The organism is Rugamonas rubra, assembly GCF_900114705.1.
Taxonomy (GTDB): Bacteria; Pseudomonadota; Gammaproteobacteria; order Burkholderiales; family Burkholderiaceae_D; genus Rugamonas; species Rugamonas rubra.
In genome coordinates this window covers 1-14,949 of record NZ_FOTW01000010.1, presented here as the reverse complement: position 1 = coordinate 14,949, position 14,949 = coordinate 1, and the positions used below count along the sequence as shown (strand labels likewise).

Below are 14,949 nucleotides of genomic sequence, written 5' to 3'. Positions count from 1 at the left end.
ATAGCGGCCGCGGCGGCCGCAAGGCCGGACGGGCGCGAGCTATGGCTCGCGCTTTTTTTTCGTCTGTTGTTTGCCACCTGCGGCAAGCGCGCGGCCTGCCGGCCAGGCCGCTCAGGCCGAGGTGCTGATGGTGGTGCCGATCTTCTGTCCGCTGGTGTTGACCGATGGCGTGGTGGCGGCCGGTGCTGGTGGCGGTGCAACACGTTCGGCCGGCTTGTCGAGCTGCTTGGGGGCTTCGGCCGCCGGCGGGGGCGCGGTTTGCACCACGCTGGCGCTGCTGACGGCGCTGCCGCTGGAGGGTATGGCGCTGATGCTCATGATGCGCTCCTGAAATAAGGGCCGGGCGTGCCGCCGCCGCTCGAGGCGAAGGCGGCGGCACTGGCTGAAACGGCTAGGCGCTCAGTCGCGGCCGGGTCGAATACAAATTCTCCGTGGTCGACGCGCCCGGCACGCCGGAGTAGGCCACCGCTTGCTGCGGCGGCACGCCGGAGTAGGCCGACATGTTCTGCGTCGGTACTCCAGAGTATGCCATCTTCTGCGTCGGCACGCCCGAATACGCCACCGTTGGCACGCCGGAATAGGCGCTGCCCTTGGCCTGCTGCGGCGGCACGCCCGAGTACGCCACGGCCGGCACGCCGGAATAGGCGCTGGCCTTGGCCTGCTGCGGCGGCACGCCCGAGTAGGCCGCCGCGGCGGGACGCAGATAGCTGTCGCCGAAGGTCGCCTCGTACAGTTCGCGCATGCGCTCGCCGACCCGGTGGTGGGCCGCCTCGTCGTCCTCGCCGCGCAGGCCGAGGTAGGGGAAGTGGTGCAGGAAGTAGCCGAACACGGCCTGGCAGTCGGCGGCGTATTTCATCGTGTCGAGGATGTGGTAGTGCCAGAAGATGTCGACGTCGAACAGCGGCGCCGTCTGTTCCTGCGGGAACATTTTCATCAGGTACAAGAAGCGGCGGTACTCGAACTCGACGGCGTTGACCTGGTCGAGCGACCAGCCCTCGCCCGACTCGGCGTGCATCAGTTTGACCTTGATCGGTTCCAGGTCGAGAGCGGCGATCGCTGTGAAGCTGTCATTGGAAATCATGGACGTATACCCTTTTTGGAAATATGGATGCGCTGCGGTGGTGTGGCGGAATCGTGCTGCCGGACGGTGCGTGGATTCGGCACCGGAGGGCGCTGCGTTGGCTCGGCCGGCCTGGCCTCGTCGTTGACTTGCCTTGTGTCAACTTTCCCAGTATAGGCAGGAAAACGCCAATTTCAACCACAAACTTCAAAAAGTGAAGGCGGATCGCACAGGGTCTGGCTGGCAGAACGGCAGATAATTGCTTGCGTTTCGATAGTGTCTGAACGGCGACACAGTGGCGGACGGCGGGAGGGACGAACAACCCCGCCGGCGGGCGGCGGGGCTGGATTGCTCAAATGCTACTTAGGCGCTCAGGCGGCCGGTTTCAGGCGCGGCCGCTCGCTGTAGAAGCTGGCCAGGCGGGCGTTCTCGATGGCCTCGCTGGCCTGGGCGGCGCTGGCACCGGAGTAGGCGGTCTGGCCGGCGGCGCCGGAGTAGGCCGTTTGCGCGGCGGCGGCGCCCGAGTAGGCGGTCTTGGCGGCGGCGCCGGAGTAGGCGGTCTGCGCGGCGGCGGCGCCGGAATAGGCGGTCTTGGCGGCGGCGCCGGAGTAGGCCGCCTGGTTGGCCACGCCGGAATAGGCGGCCTCGGCGCGCACATAATCCTCGCCGAAGGTTTGTTCGTACAACTCCTTCATGCGCTGGCCGACGCGCAGGTGGGCCTGCTCGTCGTCCTCGCCGCGCAGGCCGATGTAGGGGAAGTGGTGCAGGAAGTGGCCGAAGATGGCGTCGCAGTCGGCGGCGTACTTCATCGTGTCGAGGATGTGGTAGTGCCAGAAGGTGTCGACGTCGACCAGCGGCGCGGTCTGCTCGTGGGGGAACTTTTTCATCAGGATCAGGAAGCGGCGGTACTCGAACTCGATCGCGTTGGCGTGCTCGAGGGTCCAGCCCTCGCCGGATTCCCGGTGCATCAGCTTGACTTTGATGGGTTCCAGATCCAATTGGGTAATTGCGTCGAATGCGGTCGAGTCCATGAGGTGTTCCCTTTCAGTGAGACGGGTTGATGAAAAGCATGCATGCTGATTCTTGTCCCTTGTCATCTCATCCATATTGATATTTATCAATGTTTGTCGGGAAATTCCTAGCGCCCTCGGAATTCGCCCCGGGCGGCGGCCGCGCTCAGACCACCGCGTCGGCGGCCAGCGGGCTGGCCGCGCCGGCCTGGTACGGCGCCGCGGCCTGCTGTTCGATCGGCACCGACACCGTCACCGTGGTGCCGGCGTTGGCGCCGCCGCTGATGGCGCACTCGCCGCCGAGGATGCTGATGCGCTCCTCGATGCCGACCAGGCCGAACGAGCCGATCTTGTTGCGGCTGTTGGCGCGGATGCCGACGCCGTTGTCGCTGATGGTCATGCTGAGCATGCCGTGCTGCTGGCGCAGCTCGACCCGCACCAGGCTGGCCTTGGCGTGCTGCAGGATGTTGCTGAGCGACTCCTGCAGCACGCGGAAGAAGGCGGTGGCGCAGTGGTCGTTGATGGCGATCTCGTGCTGGTGGCCGATGAGCTCGCAGACCATGCCGGAGCGCTGGCGGAACTGGGCGATCTGCCACTCGACGGCGGCGGCCAGGCCCAGGTCGAGCACGGTCGGGCGCAGGTCGTTGATGATGTGGCGCACGCTCTTGATGGTGGTGTCGATCTGGCTCAGCGTCAGGCGGGCGCGGGCGTGCAGGCGCGGGTGGTGCCCGCGCGTGCGCGAGGCCAGCATGTCGGCCTCGATGCGCAGCACCAGCAGGTTCTGGCCCAGGTCGTCGTGGATCTCGCGGGCGATGCGCTTGCGCTCCTGCTCCTTGATCTGCTCGGCGTGGGCGGCCAGGCGGCGCAGCTTGTGGTGCGACATCTGCAGCTTGGCTTGGCTGTCGCGCAGCTCCTGGGTCATCGCCTTGGCCATCTTGATGGCGCGCAGGCGCGACGACGACAGGGTGTGGAACAGGGCGTAGATCAGCAGCGTGCCGGCGAAGCCGGTGAGCAGGGCCAGCCAGGGCAGGTAGGCGTCGAAGCTGGTGTACCAGTCGGACTTGGGGGCGCTGAAGCGGGCCTTCCAGGCGCGCCCGTTGAAGTCGAGCGGCAGCACGATGGAGAACAGCTTGCCGTCGGCCAGCTGGTGCGCGCCCGGCGGCTGGCTGTCGAACAGCAGCAGGTCGCCCGGCGCGGTCTGGCGCAGCACCGGCTCCGAGCTTTTGCCGCCGTCGTACAGCGACAGGCGCACGGCGCGCACCGGCATCTCCTCGAGCGCGCCCTGCACCAGGCGGTGCACGCTGAAGCCGATGCCCACCGTGCCCAGGTAGGCGGCGCGGCGCTGCGCCACGCTGTGCAGCGGCAGGTCGTTGCGGTAGACCGGCAGGCGCATCGCCAAGCCGGACTGGCGCGGCTTGCTGAGGATGTCGATCGGCTGGCCCGAGGTGCTCAGGGTGTTGTTGTCGCGCGCCTGCGCCAGCACGCTGGCGACGTGCTCCTTGGCGGCGATGTCGACGCCGAACTTCTCGGCGAAGGGCTGCACCGGCTCGAGCATGGTGATGACGGAGTAGTCGGCGCGCCGGCCCGGCGGGCTGATGCGCAGCGGCGGGTAGCCGTCGCGCGCCAGCTCGGCCGGGTCGGCCATGGCCCGCTCGAAGTCGGCGCGCTGCGCCTCGGTCAGGTATTGCGCGTAGTTGATGTTGTCGATCGCCGGGAAGTGCTGCTGCAGGTCGAGGCCGGCGACGTAGTGGTGGAACTTGCCCCGGTTGATCTGCTCGCTGGCCTGGACGAAGCTGGCGGCGCCGCGCAGCACGTCGGTGTAGGCCTTGATGCGCGAGGCGATGGCGTACTGGGTGTTGCGCGCCTGGTGCTTGAAGCGCTGGCCGGCGTCGTGCTCGATCGAGCCGGCGGTGACGAAGTACAGCAGCGCGCCCACCCCCAGCGACAGCAGCACGCCGCTCCACCAGACCGGTTTTTTTGGGGAGAGTACGAATTTGTGCGCGAGGAAGGCAGGCATGATGCGGTGGCTCGAGGCTGCTCCTTGTGCTGGAAGTCCCGCTGGCGGGGTGGATTGGACAATATTGCTCAAATATATAAACGACTGCTTACTCCCGTCAAGCAACTTTTTGTCAAAATGTCACTTCTGACAGGATAGTCACCCTGGCCCGGCGCGGCGCGCGGCCATAAAAAAACCGCCCCGGAGGGCGGTTTCTGGCGTCGGGCCGGGCCTTGATTACTTGGCGACCCAGCTGTCCTTGAGCGTGACGATGCGGTTGAACACCGGCTTGCCGGCGCTCGAATCGACCCGGTCGGCGACGAAGTAGCCGTGCCGCTCGAACTGGTAGCGCTGGTCCGGCAGCGCCGCGCTCATGCCCGGCTCCAGGTAGGCGGTGACCACCTCCTTGGCGTTCGGATTGAGCGCGGCGATGAAGTCCTTGCCGCCGGCGTCGGGCTGCGGGTCGCTGAACAGGCGGTCGTACAGGCGCACCTCGGCCTCCAGCGCGGTGGCGGCCGAGACCCAGTGGATGTTGCCCTTGACCTTGTAGTTGTCCGAACCGGGCGTGCCCGACTTGGAGTCCGGGAAGTGCGTGACGTGCACCGCCACGACCTTGCCGTCGGCGTCCTTGTCGTAGCCGGTGCACTCGGTGACGAAGCCGTGGCGCAGGCGCACCCGGCTGCCCGGCGCGTCGCCGATCGGCGGGTAGTAGCGGAAGTAGCCCTTGCTCGGCGTTTCCATGAAGTCGTCGGCCTCGATCCACAGCTCGCGCGTGAAGGGGAACTGGCGCATGCCGCGCTCGGGGAAGTGCGGGTGCACCGGCGACTGGCAGTCGACGCTGTCGTGCTCGCCGAAGTTGTCGACGATCAGCTTGAGCGGACGCAGCACGGCGGTGGCGCGCGGCGCCTTCGGGTCGAGGTCCTCGCGCAGGCAGCCCTCCAGCGTGCTCATGTCGATCCAGCCGTCCGACTTGGTCACGCCGATGCGCTCGCAGAACAATTGGATGGATTCGGGCGTGTAGCCGCGGCGGCGCAGGCCGACGATGGTCGGCATGCGCGGGTCGTCCCAGCCGTCGACGATGTTCTCGTCGACCAGCTGGCGCAGCTTGCGCTTGCTGGTGACGACGTAGGTCAGGTTGAGGCGCGAGAACTCGTACTGGCGCGGCACCGGCTGTTGGAAGAAGCCGCCCTCGGCCAGCGTGGCCAGCAGCCAGTCGTAGAACGGCCGGTGGTCCTGGAACTCCAAGGTGCAGATCGAGTGGGTGATCTGTTCCAGCGCGTCCGAGATCGGATGGGTGTAGTCGTACATCGGGTAGATGCACCAGGCGTCGCCGGTGCGCACGTGGTGGGCGTGGCGGATGCGGTAGATGGCCGGGTCGCGCAGGTTCATGTTGGGCGAGGCCATGGCGTCGGCGCTGGTCTTGGCGCGCAGGATGTGCTCGCCGTCGGCGAACTTGCCGGCCTTCATGTCGCGGAACAACTGCAGCGACTCCTCGCGCGGACGGTCGCGGAACGGCGAGTTCTTGCCCGGCGTGCCGAAGTTGCCACGGTTGGCGGCCATGTCGTCGGCGCTCTGGCTGTCGACGTAGGCGAAGCCGGCCGTGATCAGGTACTCGGCCATGGCGTACAGCTGGTCGAAGTAGTCGCTGGCGTAGTGCAGGTGGTGCTCCTCGCCCTGCGGACCCTGGTAGTCGTAGCTGAAGCCGAGCCACTTGACGCTGTCGATGATGGTGTCGACGTATTCCTGCTCTTCCTTGGCCGGGTTGGTGTCGTCGAAGCGCAGGTGGCAGCGGCCGTTGTAGTCGCGCGCCAGGCCGAAGTTCAGGCAGATCGACTTGGCGTGGCCGACGTGCAGGTAGCCGTTCGGCTCGGGCGGGAAGCGGGTGATCACCGGCGGCAGGCCGGCGCGGCTGTGGGTGCCGGCGGCCAGGTCGGCCTCAACGATGGCGCGCAGGAAATTGGAGGTGAGTGCCGGTGCGGGGCTGTTTTTATCGTTGCTCATCAGGGATTTGCTTTGTAGGGGGTAGGGTTGACGGGCATTTTACCGTATCGCCCCCCGGGCCTGCACCTGATCGGCGGAAAACTTGCCTGTGCGGCAACGCCGGGGCGCGCTCCGGGGCCGCCCCGGCGCGCCGCGCGGCGCGCCATCGGCCGGCTTTGCGCCGGCTTTCTGCCGCTTTCCTGCCACCTTCCCGCAGCTAAGTGGCGCCATGTCGGCCCCGGCGGGACGCCGCCCGCCGCTGTGCCCCGTTCTATAGGATAATTCGTCTTTAATTGTTTTGGCATTCGGCCCGGAGTTTCCGTATGGAAAATTTATACAATGTGCTCGGTGTCGCGCCCAACGCCTCGGACGAGGAAATCAAGAAGGTCTACCGCTCGCTGGCGATGCGTTTCCACCCGGACCGCAACGACGCCCCCGGCGCCGAGGTGCGCTTCAAAAGCATCACCAAGGCCTACGAGATCCTGTCCGATCCCGTCAAGCGCGACGAATACAACCAGAGCGTGAACCACCGCATCATCCTCGATGCGGAGGGCGAGGCCTACCAGATGTGGCGCGCCGTCTTCAACCTGCACGGCACCGTGCTGCCGGCCAACTGACACGGCGGCCGCGGCCGCCGCCGCAAGCGACTGCGCGGGCGGCGGCGCCGGCCACGGCGCCGGCACGGGCGCCCGGCGCCAACCAGACAGCACCATTTAGAGAATAAAGAAAGCACCCCATGAGAAAAGTACACCCCGAATTTGCCTATCAGTCGCGCGAGCTGGGCGGCCAGATCGACGGCATTCTGGGCGATCCGCCCGACCGCAAGAACTACCAGATGATGGTCAACGCGCTGGTCTCCGAATACGCCGGCGGCGGCGGCATCGAGGACGTCAACATGCTGGCCTTCGCGCTGGTCGACCACATCCAGTTCTCCGACCCCAAGGGCCTGCTGGCCGAGGCCGAGGACTACGAGTTCGGCGACCCGTCGCGCGTGTTCGCCATGGCCTCCTGCGCCGGCGACGAGGCGGCCAAGATGTACGCGGCGCTGGAGGAAAGCCTGCCCGAGCTGGCGCGCCAGGCCATCATCACCGCCTTCCTGTTCAAGAACCCGCGCAAGTGGGACGACGACGACCAGTCGCTCGACCAGTTGTCGGCCAACGACGACGGCGACGACGTGCATGACGACGACGACGTGACCGACGAGTTCTCCCAGATGTTCGACCAGGATGGAGATCAACCATGACTGAAAAAAGCAATCTGCCGGCGCTGACCAAACAGGTCACCGAACTGGTGCTGGCCGGCTCGCTGGGCCACGCCGAACAGGCCTTCTCCGAGGCCGCCGACCAGTACGGCGACCTGGCCGTGGTCGAGGTGTTGAGCAACATCCCGCCGCAGGTCACCGCGCTGCACATGGCCGGCTTCGACGGCGGCAAGATGTCGCTGGCGACCCTGCTGGTGCCGCCCAAGGCCTGGGCCGACAGCCTGGCCTTCTTCGCCGCCACCTGGGGCGACGACCTGATCGAGGACGACCCCGAGCGCATCGCCGAGTCGCTGTTCGCCCACATCCACGGCGTGGTCTTCGCCACCGACGACGAGGAGCGCCGCCACGCGCTGCTGGCCGAGGCCTCGGCCACCGACTGGGGCTCGACCGCCTTCGCCATCCTGTTCTCGATGGCGCCCAAGGAAATCCTGGAAGTGGCCGGCGAGATCATCGCCAAGGGCCCCTACCTGACCGGCCAGACCTCGTCCGACAACGACGTCGTGCCGCTGGCCGTGGAGCTGGCCAAGGCCTCCGAGGACGGCTGGGACCGCGCCCTGTTCGAGCTGTTCCCCGAGTTCCGCCACAGCGCCGACCTGGCCGACGCCGAGTTCGGCGACGACCCGGACGAGGAGCCGGCCCACCTGCAGCGCTCCACCAAGGAGCTGCTGTACCGTCTGCGCAAGCAGGTGCCGACCAGCCGCAGCGTGAGCGGCCGCGCCAGCGCCCGCCGCAGCCTGGGCAGCGGCATCTTCTCCTGATGGAAGGCGGACACATGCTGCCTGCATTGGTGGTAGAAAACCTGCCACGGCTGACCCGCGCGATCAAGCAACTGGCCGCCGGCGCGCACGACGACGAGGTCGCCGTCAACCTGGCCGACGAGCTTTCCGGCATCACCGCCATGGTGGCCGAGAAGTTCACCAACGAGCGCACCGCCGACGGCATCCAGAAGGCGCTGCAGCTGACCGTCGGCTGCGTCTCGATGGGCCTCGACAGCCTGTTGCTCGACGAGGGCGACGGCGCGGCGCTGGACTTCCTCGTCGAGCACGGCGCCGAGGCGGCCTTCCAGGCCGGCTACCGCCTGGTGCGCGAGTTGTCGGCGCTGCCCGAGGACGCCCTGGTCGGCGAGTACGACCAGGACCCGGTGTACACCCAGCGCCGCCTGCGCGACCTGTTCGTCGACCTGTGCCAGGCCGACCCGAACCAGAACTGGACCGGCTACGAGCGCTACGCCGTCCTGCTCAAGCAGCGCAAGGAGGTGCAGGCCATCGTGCGCCTGGCCGGCTGGCTGCGCCGCCACCACGAGCGCGGCCCGGTCAACGACAGCGACCTGAACGCCGAGGGGGTGATCGCGCTGGCCATCATCTTCGCCATCGAGGGCGGCGGCCGGGTGGTCGCCCGCACCGGGCAGAAGGACTTCGAGCGCTTCGTCAAGGCGGTGCGCAAGAACAAGCCGGACTTCGAGGAGGGCTGGGCCGCGCTGCTGGCGCGGGTGCCGGCGCAGCACCACCCGGTGCTGCTCGAACGCATCGCCAACTACCGCGAGCACTGCACGGTGGTCCAGCACATTCGCGGCCGCACGGCCATGAAGACCCTGTTCGCCGAACTGGAGAACTACGCCGGCTCGGAGCTCGACGCCGACTACGACTGAGGCGGCCCGCGCTTCGCGTGGACACCGGGGCGGCGCGTTGGCGCCGCTTTTTTTTTGTGCGGCGGCGCCGCGGCGGCGACCTTGCCGGCCGCCGCCCGCTTCCTTGCAAGTCGAAAGAAACCCGCCGCCCTGTAACGCGGCGGTCATACGCCGCTGCCATACTCGGCGCTTCCCCGCTAGTGACCCGGAGCATCCATGCGCATCGCCCCCCCACGCCGTCCCGGCCGCCTCATGCTGGCCGTCTTGCCCCTGCTGTTGGCCGCCTGCGGCAGCGACCAGCAGCCCGCCGACGCCGCCGTCGAGGCCGCGCCCAGCGTCGCCTTCATGAGCGATGTGCACTTCGAGAACGTCTACGGCGACCTGAAGAGCGCCCAGTTCGCCGGCATCCCCACCAAGGACGGCAAGAACGCCACCATCCGCACCATGTACGCCCAGCTGACCTCGACCCGGCTGTTCAACGAAAACTACTTCGCCTTCCGCGCCGCCCTCGACGACGCCTACGGCAAGGGCATCCGCCTGGTCGCGCTGCCGGGCGACATTTCCGACGACGCCCAGCCGATCAACATCGACGGCATCGCCGCCATCCTCAAGGAATACCAGGCCAAGGGCATGCGCTTCTTCATCGCACCGGGCAACCACGACCCGAACGAGCCGCACGACGACAACGAGGCCGGCAAGAACGACTTCCTGACGCGCGACGGCAAGGAGCAGAAGGTCTACGCCACCGGCAGCGCCGCCTGCAAGGCCAAGGACCCGGCGGTGGTCTGCACCGACCAGCTGATGGAGCAGGGCTACGAGAAGCTGCTGGCCAAGCTGGGCGAGTTCGGCTACCTGCCGAACCAGGCCGACCTGCACTGGGAGACGCCGTTCAGCAAATACAGCGGCGGCAAGTACAACTACGCCGAGGCGCAGGCCCAGGCCGGCGCCGCCAGCCGCGAGTACGAGATCTGCGCCGAGGGCGAGGGCGGCGCCTACAAGGCCGCCGGCCAGCTCAAGCTGGGCAAGAACTACACGCGCTGCGCCAACGTGGTCGACGCCAGCTACCTGGTCGAGCCGGTCAAGGGCCTGTGGCTGCTGGCGATCGACGCCAACGTCTACCTCCCCAACAGCAATTTCGACCCGCTCAATCCGAAGCGCTTCAAGGGCTACGACGGCGCCGGCAACGCCGGCTGGAACAAGGTGCTGACGCACAAGCAGCACCAGCTGGAGTGGATCAAGTCGGTCACCGAGCGCGCCAAGGCGCAGGGCAAGCAGTTGATGGCCTTCTCGCACTACCCGACGATGGACTTCTACGCCAACCAGACCGAGGCGATGAAGGCGGTGTTCAAGCCGGGCGCCTTCCAGACCGCCCGCGTGCCCGAGGCGGCCACCACGGCGGCGCTGGCGGCCACCGGCCTGCAGCTGCACATCGGCGGCCACATGCACTTCAACGGCAGCAACGAGTACAGCGACAGCAAGGGCAACTACCTGGTCAACGTGCAGTCGCCGTCGCTGGCGGTGTTCGGCGCCGCCTACAAGATCGTGCGCTACCAGAGCAAGGACGTGGTCGACGTGCAGACCGTCGGCCTGAACGCGGTGCCGCGCTACAACGAGCTGTTCCCGCTGTACCAGACCGAGTACGACTACCTGCAGGGCAGCAGCCTGGCCGCCGACGCCGCCAAGCGCTGGAACCGCGCCATCCTCGACACCAAGTCCTACGGCGAGTTCACCCGCTACTACTTCGGCGAGCTGTCGCGCCTGCGCTTCATGGACGAGTACTGGCCCTGCGAGATGAAGGAGGCGGCCAGCGCGCTGAACGCCAAGCAGATGCTGATCCTGTCGCAGTTGCAGAGCAAGGTCACGCTGGCCCAGCTGAAGGACGCGCCCGGCGTGCTGCCGCTCGGCGCCAGCTGCGCCGCCGCCTCGGCGACGCCGCAGACGCTGGTGCCGGCCGGCCAGCTGGCGGCCGACTGGGCCGACGCCAGCGCCCGCGCCGACAAGCTGGCCGCCGCCGCCGGCCTCAAGCTGGACGACTTCGCCAAGATCAGCGGCTACGAGTTCTACGGCGACTTCCACCGCACCGTCTACGCCGGCGAGCTGGCGCTGCGCGACATGGGCGCCGAGCGGGTGGCGCAGTACAAGGTGCTGATGGGCGCCTTCCCGGCCAGCCCGGCGGCGCCGCTCAAGGTGGGCGACAAACTGTCCGACCAGAACCCGGTGCAAGCCGCCTTCCAAAGCCAGTTCAAGCAGGTGTTCGCCATCTTCAAGGGCCTCGGTTCGGCCAAGCCGAGCGAGCACTTCACCATCGACCTGGCCGGCAAAAAGCTCAGCAACGCCAACAGCGCGGCGCTCAGCTTCAACTAAGGTCGCGTCTTGCGGCAGGGGGCGGCGCCGAGGCGCCGCCTTTTTTTTCAGTGCGGCCGCGCCTCGGCGGCGGCCTCCTCGGCCACGGCGACGAAGGCGGCGATCAGCGGCGAATTCTCGCCGGCGCGCTGGGCCAGCTGCAGCATGGTGCCGGCGGCCGGGTCGGCCAGGCGGCGGTAGCACACCCCCTCCATGTGCAGGATCTCGAAGGCGGCCGGCAGCACCGAGATGCCGCAGCCGGCCGCCACCAGGCCGATGATGGTGGTCGCCTCGCCGGCCTCGATGGCGACGTGCGGCACGAAGCCGGCGGCGCGGCACAGGCGGAAGATCTGCGGATGGATGCCGGTGCCGGCGCTCTTCGGATACATCACGAAGGGCTGCCCCTCCAGCTGGCCGATGGCGACCACCTGCTGCGCCGCCAGCGGGTGGTCCTGCGGCAGCACCAGCAGCAGCGGGTCCTGGCGCAGCGTGGTCAGGCGGATGCTGTCGGCCACCGCGTGCTCGGGCGGGCGGACGAAGCCCAGGTCCATCTCGCGCGCGGCGATGCGCGCCAGCTGGGGCAGGGTGGGCATCTCCTGCAGCAGCAGGCTGACGCCGGGATAGCGCTGGCGGTAGCGGTTGACCACGGCGGCGAACAGCGGCGTGAACGGGGTCGAGGCGGTGAAGCCGATGCGCAGCTCGCCGGTCTCGCCGCGCTGCGCCCGGCGCGCCGTCTGCACCGCCTGCTCGGACAGGGCCAGCACGCGGCGCGCGTCGTCGAGGAACAGCTTGCCGGCCTCGGTCAGGCGCACCCAGCGCTTGCTGCGTTCCAGCAGTTGGGCGCCCACTTCGGCCTCGAGCGCCTGGATCTGCTGGCTCAGCGGCGGCTGGCCGATGTGCAGGCGCTCGGCGGCGCGGGTGAAGCTGAGTTCCTCGGCGACGGCGACGAAGTAGCGCAGGTGGCGCAGTTCCATGTTTGTTATCTCTTTAAGGTATTACTGACGCCTTAAATATATATTGGACAGTAATAATGCGCAATCCTAAGATGAAGCCATCCCGTTCATCTCCAGGCCACCATGTCACCCGCCTCCGTTCCACCCGCGCCCGCGCCGGCGCGCATCGCCGCCGGCACACCGGCCTTCAAGCGCAGCAACCGCGCCATGTTCTTCGGCGGCTTTTCCAGCTTCGCCCTGTTGTACTGCGTGCAGCCGCTGATGCCGCTGCTGTCGCACGAGTTTGCGCTCACTGCGGCGCAGAGCAGCCTGGCGCTGTCGGTGTCGACGGCGGCGCTGGCCGTCTCGATGCTGTTGCTCAGTTCGATTTCGGAACGGCTCGGCCGCAAGCCGCTGATGGTGGCGGCGATGGCCGGCGCCGCCGTGCTGACCCTGCTGTGCGCCGGCGCGCAGAACTACCCGCAGTTGCTGCTGCTGCGCGCCGCCCTCGGCGCGGTGCTGGGCGGCATGCCGGCCATCGCCATGGCCTACCTGGGCGAGGAGATCGAGCCGTCCTCGCTGGGCCTGTCGATGGGCCTGTACATCAGCGGCAGCGCCTTCGGCGGCATGGCGGGGCGAGTGTTCACTTCGCTGCTGAGCGACTGGATGTCGTGGCGCGTCGCCATGCTGGCGATGGGCCTGGCCGGCCTGCTGGCGGCGGCCGAGTTCTACCGCAGCCTGCCGGCCTCGCGCCACTTCACGCCCGGCCGGGGCGACTGGCGCGCGCTGCTGGCCGGCGTGCGCCAGCATTGCGGCGACGCCGGCCTGCCCTGGTTGTTCGCCATGGCCTTCCTGTTCATGGGCTGCTACGTCAGCTTCTACAACTACCTCGGCTACCGCCTGCTGGCGCCGCCGTTCGGCCTGAGCCAGAGCCTGGTCGGCATGGTCTCGCTGCTCTACCTGCTGGGCATCTTCAGCTCGGTCTGGGCCGGCCGCCTGGCCGACCGCCTGGGCCGCCGTGGCGTGCTGTGGATGATGCTGGCGATCATGCTGGCCGGCCTGCTGGCGACCTTGTCGTCCAGCCTGCCGCTGATCATCGCCGGCGCCGCCCTGTTCACCTTCGGCTTCTTCGCCACCCACTCGGTGGCCAGCAGCTGGGTCAGCCGGCGCGCCGGCGCGCCGAAGGCGCTGGCCTCGGCGCTCTACCTGTTCTTCTACTACATGGGCTCGAGCGTGATCGGCTCGGCCAGCGGCGTGATGTGGGGCCGCGACGGCTGGAACGGCGTGGTGCTGGTGCTGGCGCTGGGCCTCGGGCTGGCGCTGCTGATCGCGCTGCGCCTGCGCGGCCTGCGCCCGCTCGGCCAGGCCGAGCTGGCCATGGCCTCGGTCTAGCATAAGTTAGCCGTGCATCAACGCGGACAAGTGGTGAAGTTCTTCTTGCCGTCTTCCTTGACCGTGATGCAGTAGGCGCCCAACGCGGTGCTGACCTTGTAGACGCGCACCTGGCTGTTGGGCTGGCTCAGCTCGACCATCCGCGCCGGCTCGTACCATTTCGGCGGCACCGCCTCGTGGGCGGCGTTGATGCCGCGCTCCAGCCTGGCCTGTTTGGAGTCGGGCGGCTGCTGCGGTACGCCACGTTGCGGGAATTCCTTGCGCAGTTCCTGCTCGAGCTTGCCCAGGTCGATCTTGCCCAGGTCGCGTTTGGGCTGGCGCATGACGTCGGCGGCGCTGGGCGGCGCCGCGCCGAAGACGGGCTCGGCCGGCAGGGCGGCGGCCGGCTCGGCTGCCGGCGCCTCCGCCGGCGCGGCGATGGCCTGCGGTGGTGGCGGCAATAGCGTCGCCGCCGCCGGCTTGGCCGGCTTGATCGGCCTGCTTGGTGCGGTCGGCGGTGGCGTGGCGATCGGTGCCGCGCGCTTGGGCGGCGGCGGCAGCAGCCATTGCATCGCCGGCCGCGCCGCCTGGCCGTCCTCCCGCTGCGGCGCGGGCTTGCCGAGCAGCAGGGAGTAGAGCAGGGCCAGGTGCAGCAGCAACGTCAGCAGCAGGCCGACCCAGCGGCGCGGGAGCTTGCGGGAAAAATGCATGGGTGAGAGCGCGGTGGCGGTGAAAACGATGCCGTAATGTAACTTACATTTTCGACATTTGTTGCGCTTGTCACAAGTGCTTACAAAGCCCGCCGGCCGCCTCAAGCCTCGTGCGCCTGGCCGTGGATCAACTGGTGGTATTGGAAGGATTCCTGGATGTTGGCGCGCAGGTTCTGGTCGTCCCAGGGCTTGGTGTAGAAGCGGTAGATCTCGCCGCTGTTGATGCGGCCCTGCTGGTCGTGCAGCGGCAGCTTGTTGAGCAGGCGTTGCTCGGCGTCGAACCGGCAGGCGATGTTGGGGCTGGCCTCGAAGCAGGCGGCGAAGGCCGCCACGTCGGTGGCGGCCTGCAAGTCCTGGATGCGCGGGTCGCGCGCCGCCTTCCATGGCTTGGGTCGGCTTGTGTTGGCGCGGGAAGGGTGCTTGCGGCGTTCCATGTGCTGGCGGCGGGGACGGTGATCGGGGCATGCCGCCAATTCTTGGCAGCGGCGGGGCGCAAGCTTGCGCCGATTCATAGCAACAGAAGGAAAGTGCGCTTGACCAAGCGCGCGGCAAGCCCCGTCCTTCAGGACGGGGTCAAGAGCGCGGACGGCGCAGCCGTCCGGTTTGGTGCATCTAGTGCGGTGTCTGCTGCTGCTCGATGTACTGGCGGATAACTGCAA

The 14,949-nt window shown here is 68.0% G+C and carries 14 protein-coding genes; 6 read left to right on the top strand and 8 right to left on the bottom strand.

The window, feature by feature from the left end; all coding sequences use genetic code 11:
- Window positions 1-111 precede the first annotated feature (111 nt).
- The 5 genes from BM252_RS10705 to BM252_RS10685 all read right to left on the bottom strand — a co-directional run bounded on the left by BM252_RS10705 (window position 112) and on the right by BM252_RS10685 (window position 6,067).
- Window positions 112-318 (bottom strand): hypothetical protein, encoded by a 207-nt coding sequence (locus tag BM252_RS10705; protein ID WP_093387358.1) that lies wholly within the window; start codon window positions 316-318, stop codon window positions 112-114.
- 73 nt (window positions 319-391) lie between these two features.
- Window positions 392-1,081: a glycine-rich domain-containing protein gene (locus BM252_RS10700; protein ID WP_093387355.1), complete on the bottom strand. Its 690-nt coding sequence runs from the start codon at window positions 1,079-1,081 to the stop codon at window positions 392-394.
- Window positions 1,082-1,431: 350 nt separating this feature from the next.
- The gene (locus BM252_RS10695; RefSeq protein WP_093387353.1) at window positions 1,432-2,091 is read right to left on the bottom strand and encodes a glycine-rich domain-containing protein; all 660 of its coding nucleotides are present in this window, start codon (window positions 2,089-2,091) and stop codon (window positions 1,432-1,434) included.
- 145 nt (window positions 2,092-2,236) lie between these two features.
- Window positions 2,237-4,087, bottom strand: coding sequence for a CHASE domain-containing protein (locus tag BM252_RS10690; RefSeq protein ID WP_093387350.1), 1,851 nt, complete (start codon window positions 4,085-4,087; stop codon window positions 2,237-2,239).
- 216 nt (window positions 4,088-4,303) lie between these two features.
- Window positions 4,304-6,067 carry a glutamine--tRNA ligase/YqeY domain fusion protein gene (locus BM252_RS10685; protein WP_093387348.1) on the bottom strand — a complete coding sequence of 588 codons (1,764 nt, stop codon included), beginning with the start codon at window positions 6,065-6,067 and terminating at the stop codon, window positions 4,304-4,306.
- Window positions 6,068-6,369: 302 nt separating this feature from the next.
- Between BM252_RS10685 and BM252_RS10680 the strand changes: the two genes are divergently transcribed.
- From BM252_RS10680 to BM252_RS10660, 5 genes are all read left to right on the top strand, one after another.
- Window positions 6,370-6,663: a DnaJ domain-containing protein gene (locus BM252_RS10680; protein WP_093387346.1), complete on the top strand. Its 294-nt coding sequence runs from the start codon at window positions 6,370-6,372 to the stop codon at window positions 6,661-6,663.
- A gap of 119 nt (window positions 6,664-6,782) precedes the next feature.
- On the top strand, window positions 6,783-7,289 hold the full coding sequence (locus BM252_RS10675) for a hypothetical protein (RefSeq protein WP_093387344.1): 507 nt from the start codon (window positions 6,783-6,785) through the stop codon (window positions 7,287-7,289).
- Window positions 7,286-8,065 carry a hypothetical protein gene (locus BM252_RS10670; protein WP_093387342.1) on the top strand — a complete coding sequence of 260 codons (780 nt, stop codon included), beginning with the start codon at window positions 7,286-7,288 and terminating at the stop codon, window positions 8,063-8,065. Before BM252_RS10675 ends, BM252_RS10670 begins: the two co-directional genes overlap by 4 nt.
- Before the next feature lie 14 nt (window positions 8,066-8,079).
- On the top strand, window positions 8,080-8,955 hold the full coding sequence (locus tag BM252_RS10665) for a hypothetical protein (protein WP_093387339.1): 876 nt from the start codon (window positions 8,080-8,082) through the stop codon (window positions 8,953-8,955).
- A 195-nt stretch (window positions 8,956-9,150) separates the two neighbouring features.
- Window positions 9,151-11,298, top strand: a complete 2,148-nt coding sequence (locus tag BM252_RS10660) for a metallophosphoesterase family protein (RefSeq protein WP_093387337.1) — start codon at window positions 9,151-9,153, stop codon at window positions 11,296-11,298.
- A gap of 47 nt (window positions 11,299-11,345) precedes the next feature.
- On the opposite strand, the gene BM252_RS10655 is transcribed toward BM252_RS10660, so the two are convergent.
- Window positions 11,346-12,251, bottom strand: a complete 906-nt coding sequence (locus BM252_RS10655; RefSeq protein ID WP_093387335.1) for a LysR substrate-binding domain-containing protein — start codon at window positions 12,249-12,251, stop codon at window positions 11,346-11,348.
- A gap of 102 nt (window positions 12,252-12,353) precedes the next feature.
- Here BM252_RS10655 and BM252_RS10650 point away from each other — a divergent pair, with 102 nt between their 5' ends.
- A complete protein-coding gene (locus BM252_RS10650; protein WP_093387332.1) occupies window positions 12,354-13,601 on the top strand; it encodes an MFS transporter in 1,248 nt (415 codons plus the stop codon).
- Between the two features lie 17 nt (window positions 13,602-13,618).
- On the opposite strand, the gene BM252_RS10645 is transcribed toward BM252_RS10650, so the two are convergent.
- Both BM252_RS10645 and BM252_RS10640 read right to left on the bottom strand, forming a co-directional pair.
- On the bottom strand, window positions 13,619-14,290 hold the full coding sequence (locus tag BM252_RS10645) for a hypothetical protein (protein WP_093387330.1): 672 nt from the start codon (window positions 14,288-14,290) through the stop codon (window positions 13,619-13,621).
- 101 nt (window positions 14,291-14,391) lie between these two features.
- Window positions 14,392-14,724 (bottom strand): response regulator, encoded by a 333-nt coding sequence (locus BM252_RS10640; protein WP_093387328.1) that lies wholly within the window; start codon window positions 14,722-14,724, stop codon window positions 14,392-14,394.
- Window positions 14,725-14,949 lie beyond the last annotated feature (225 nt).

Excerpts from the sequence above, each read along its gene's own strand:
- BM252_RS10690 (WP_093387350.1), bottom strand. The coding sequence starts at position 4,087 with ATGCCTGCCTTCCTCGCGCACAAATTCGTACTCTCCCCAAAAAAACCG.
- BM252_RS10650 (WP_093387332.1), top strand. The coding sequence starts at position 12,354 with ATGTCACCCGCCTCCGTTCCACCCGCGCCCGCGCCGGCGCGCATCGCC.
- BM252_RS10655 (WP_093387335.1), bottom strand. The coding sequence starts at position 12,251 with ATGGAACTGCGCCACCTGCGCTACTTCGTCGCCGTCGCCGAGGAACTC.
- BM252_RS10660 (WP_093387337.1), top strand. The coding sequence starts at position 9,151 with ATGCGCATCGCCCCCCCACGCCGTCCCGGCCGCCTCATGCTGGCCGTC.
- BM252_RS10685 (WP_093387348.1), bottom strand. The coding sequence starts at position 6,067 with ATGAGCAACGATAAAAACAGCCCCGCACCGGCACTCACCTCCAATTTC.
- BM252_RS10695 (WP_093387353.1), bottom strand. The coding sequence starts at position 2,091 with ATGGACTCGACCGCATTCGACGCAATTACCCAATTGGATCTGGAACCC.
- BM252_RS10705 (WP_093387358.1), bottom strand. The coding sequence starts at position 318 with ATGAGCATCAGCGCCATACCCTCCAGCGGCAGCGCCGTCAGCAGCGCC.
- BM252_RS10645 (WP_093387330.1), bottom strand. The coding sequence starts at position 14,290 with ATGCATTTTTCCCGCAAGCTCCCGCGCCGCTGGGTCGGCCTGCTGCTG.
- BM252_RS10680 (WP_093387346.1), top strand. The coding sequence starts at position 6,370 with ATGGAAAATTTATACAATGTGCTCGGTGTCGCGCCCAACGCCTCGGAC.
- BM252_RS10640 (WP_093387328.1), bottom strand. The coding sequence starts at position 14,724 with ATGGAACGCCGCAAGCACCCTTCCCGCGCCAACACAAGCCGACCCAAG.
- BM252_RS10675 (WP_093387344.1), top strand. The coding sequence starts at position 6,783 with ATGAGAAAAGTACACCCCGAATTTGCCTATCAGTCGCGCGAGCTGGGC.
- BM252_RS10670 (WP_093387342.1), top strand. The coding sequence starts at position 7,286 with ATGACTGAAAAAAGCAATCTGCCGGCGCTGACCAAACAGGTCACCGAA.
- BM252_RS10665 (WP_093387339.1), top strand. The coding sequence starts at position 8,080 with ATGCTGCCTGCATTGGTGGTAGAAAACCTGCCACGGCTGACCCGCGCG.
- BM252_RS10700 (WP_093387355.1), bottom strand. The coding sequence starts at position 1,081 with ATGATTTCCAATGACAGCTTCACAGCGATCGCCGCTCTCGACCTGGAA.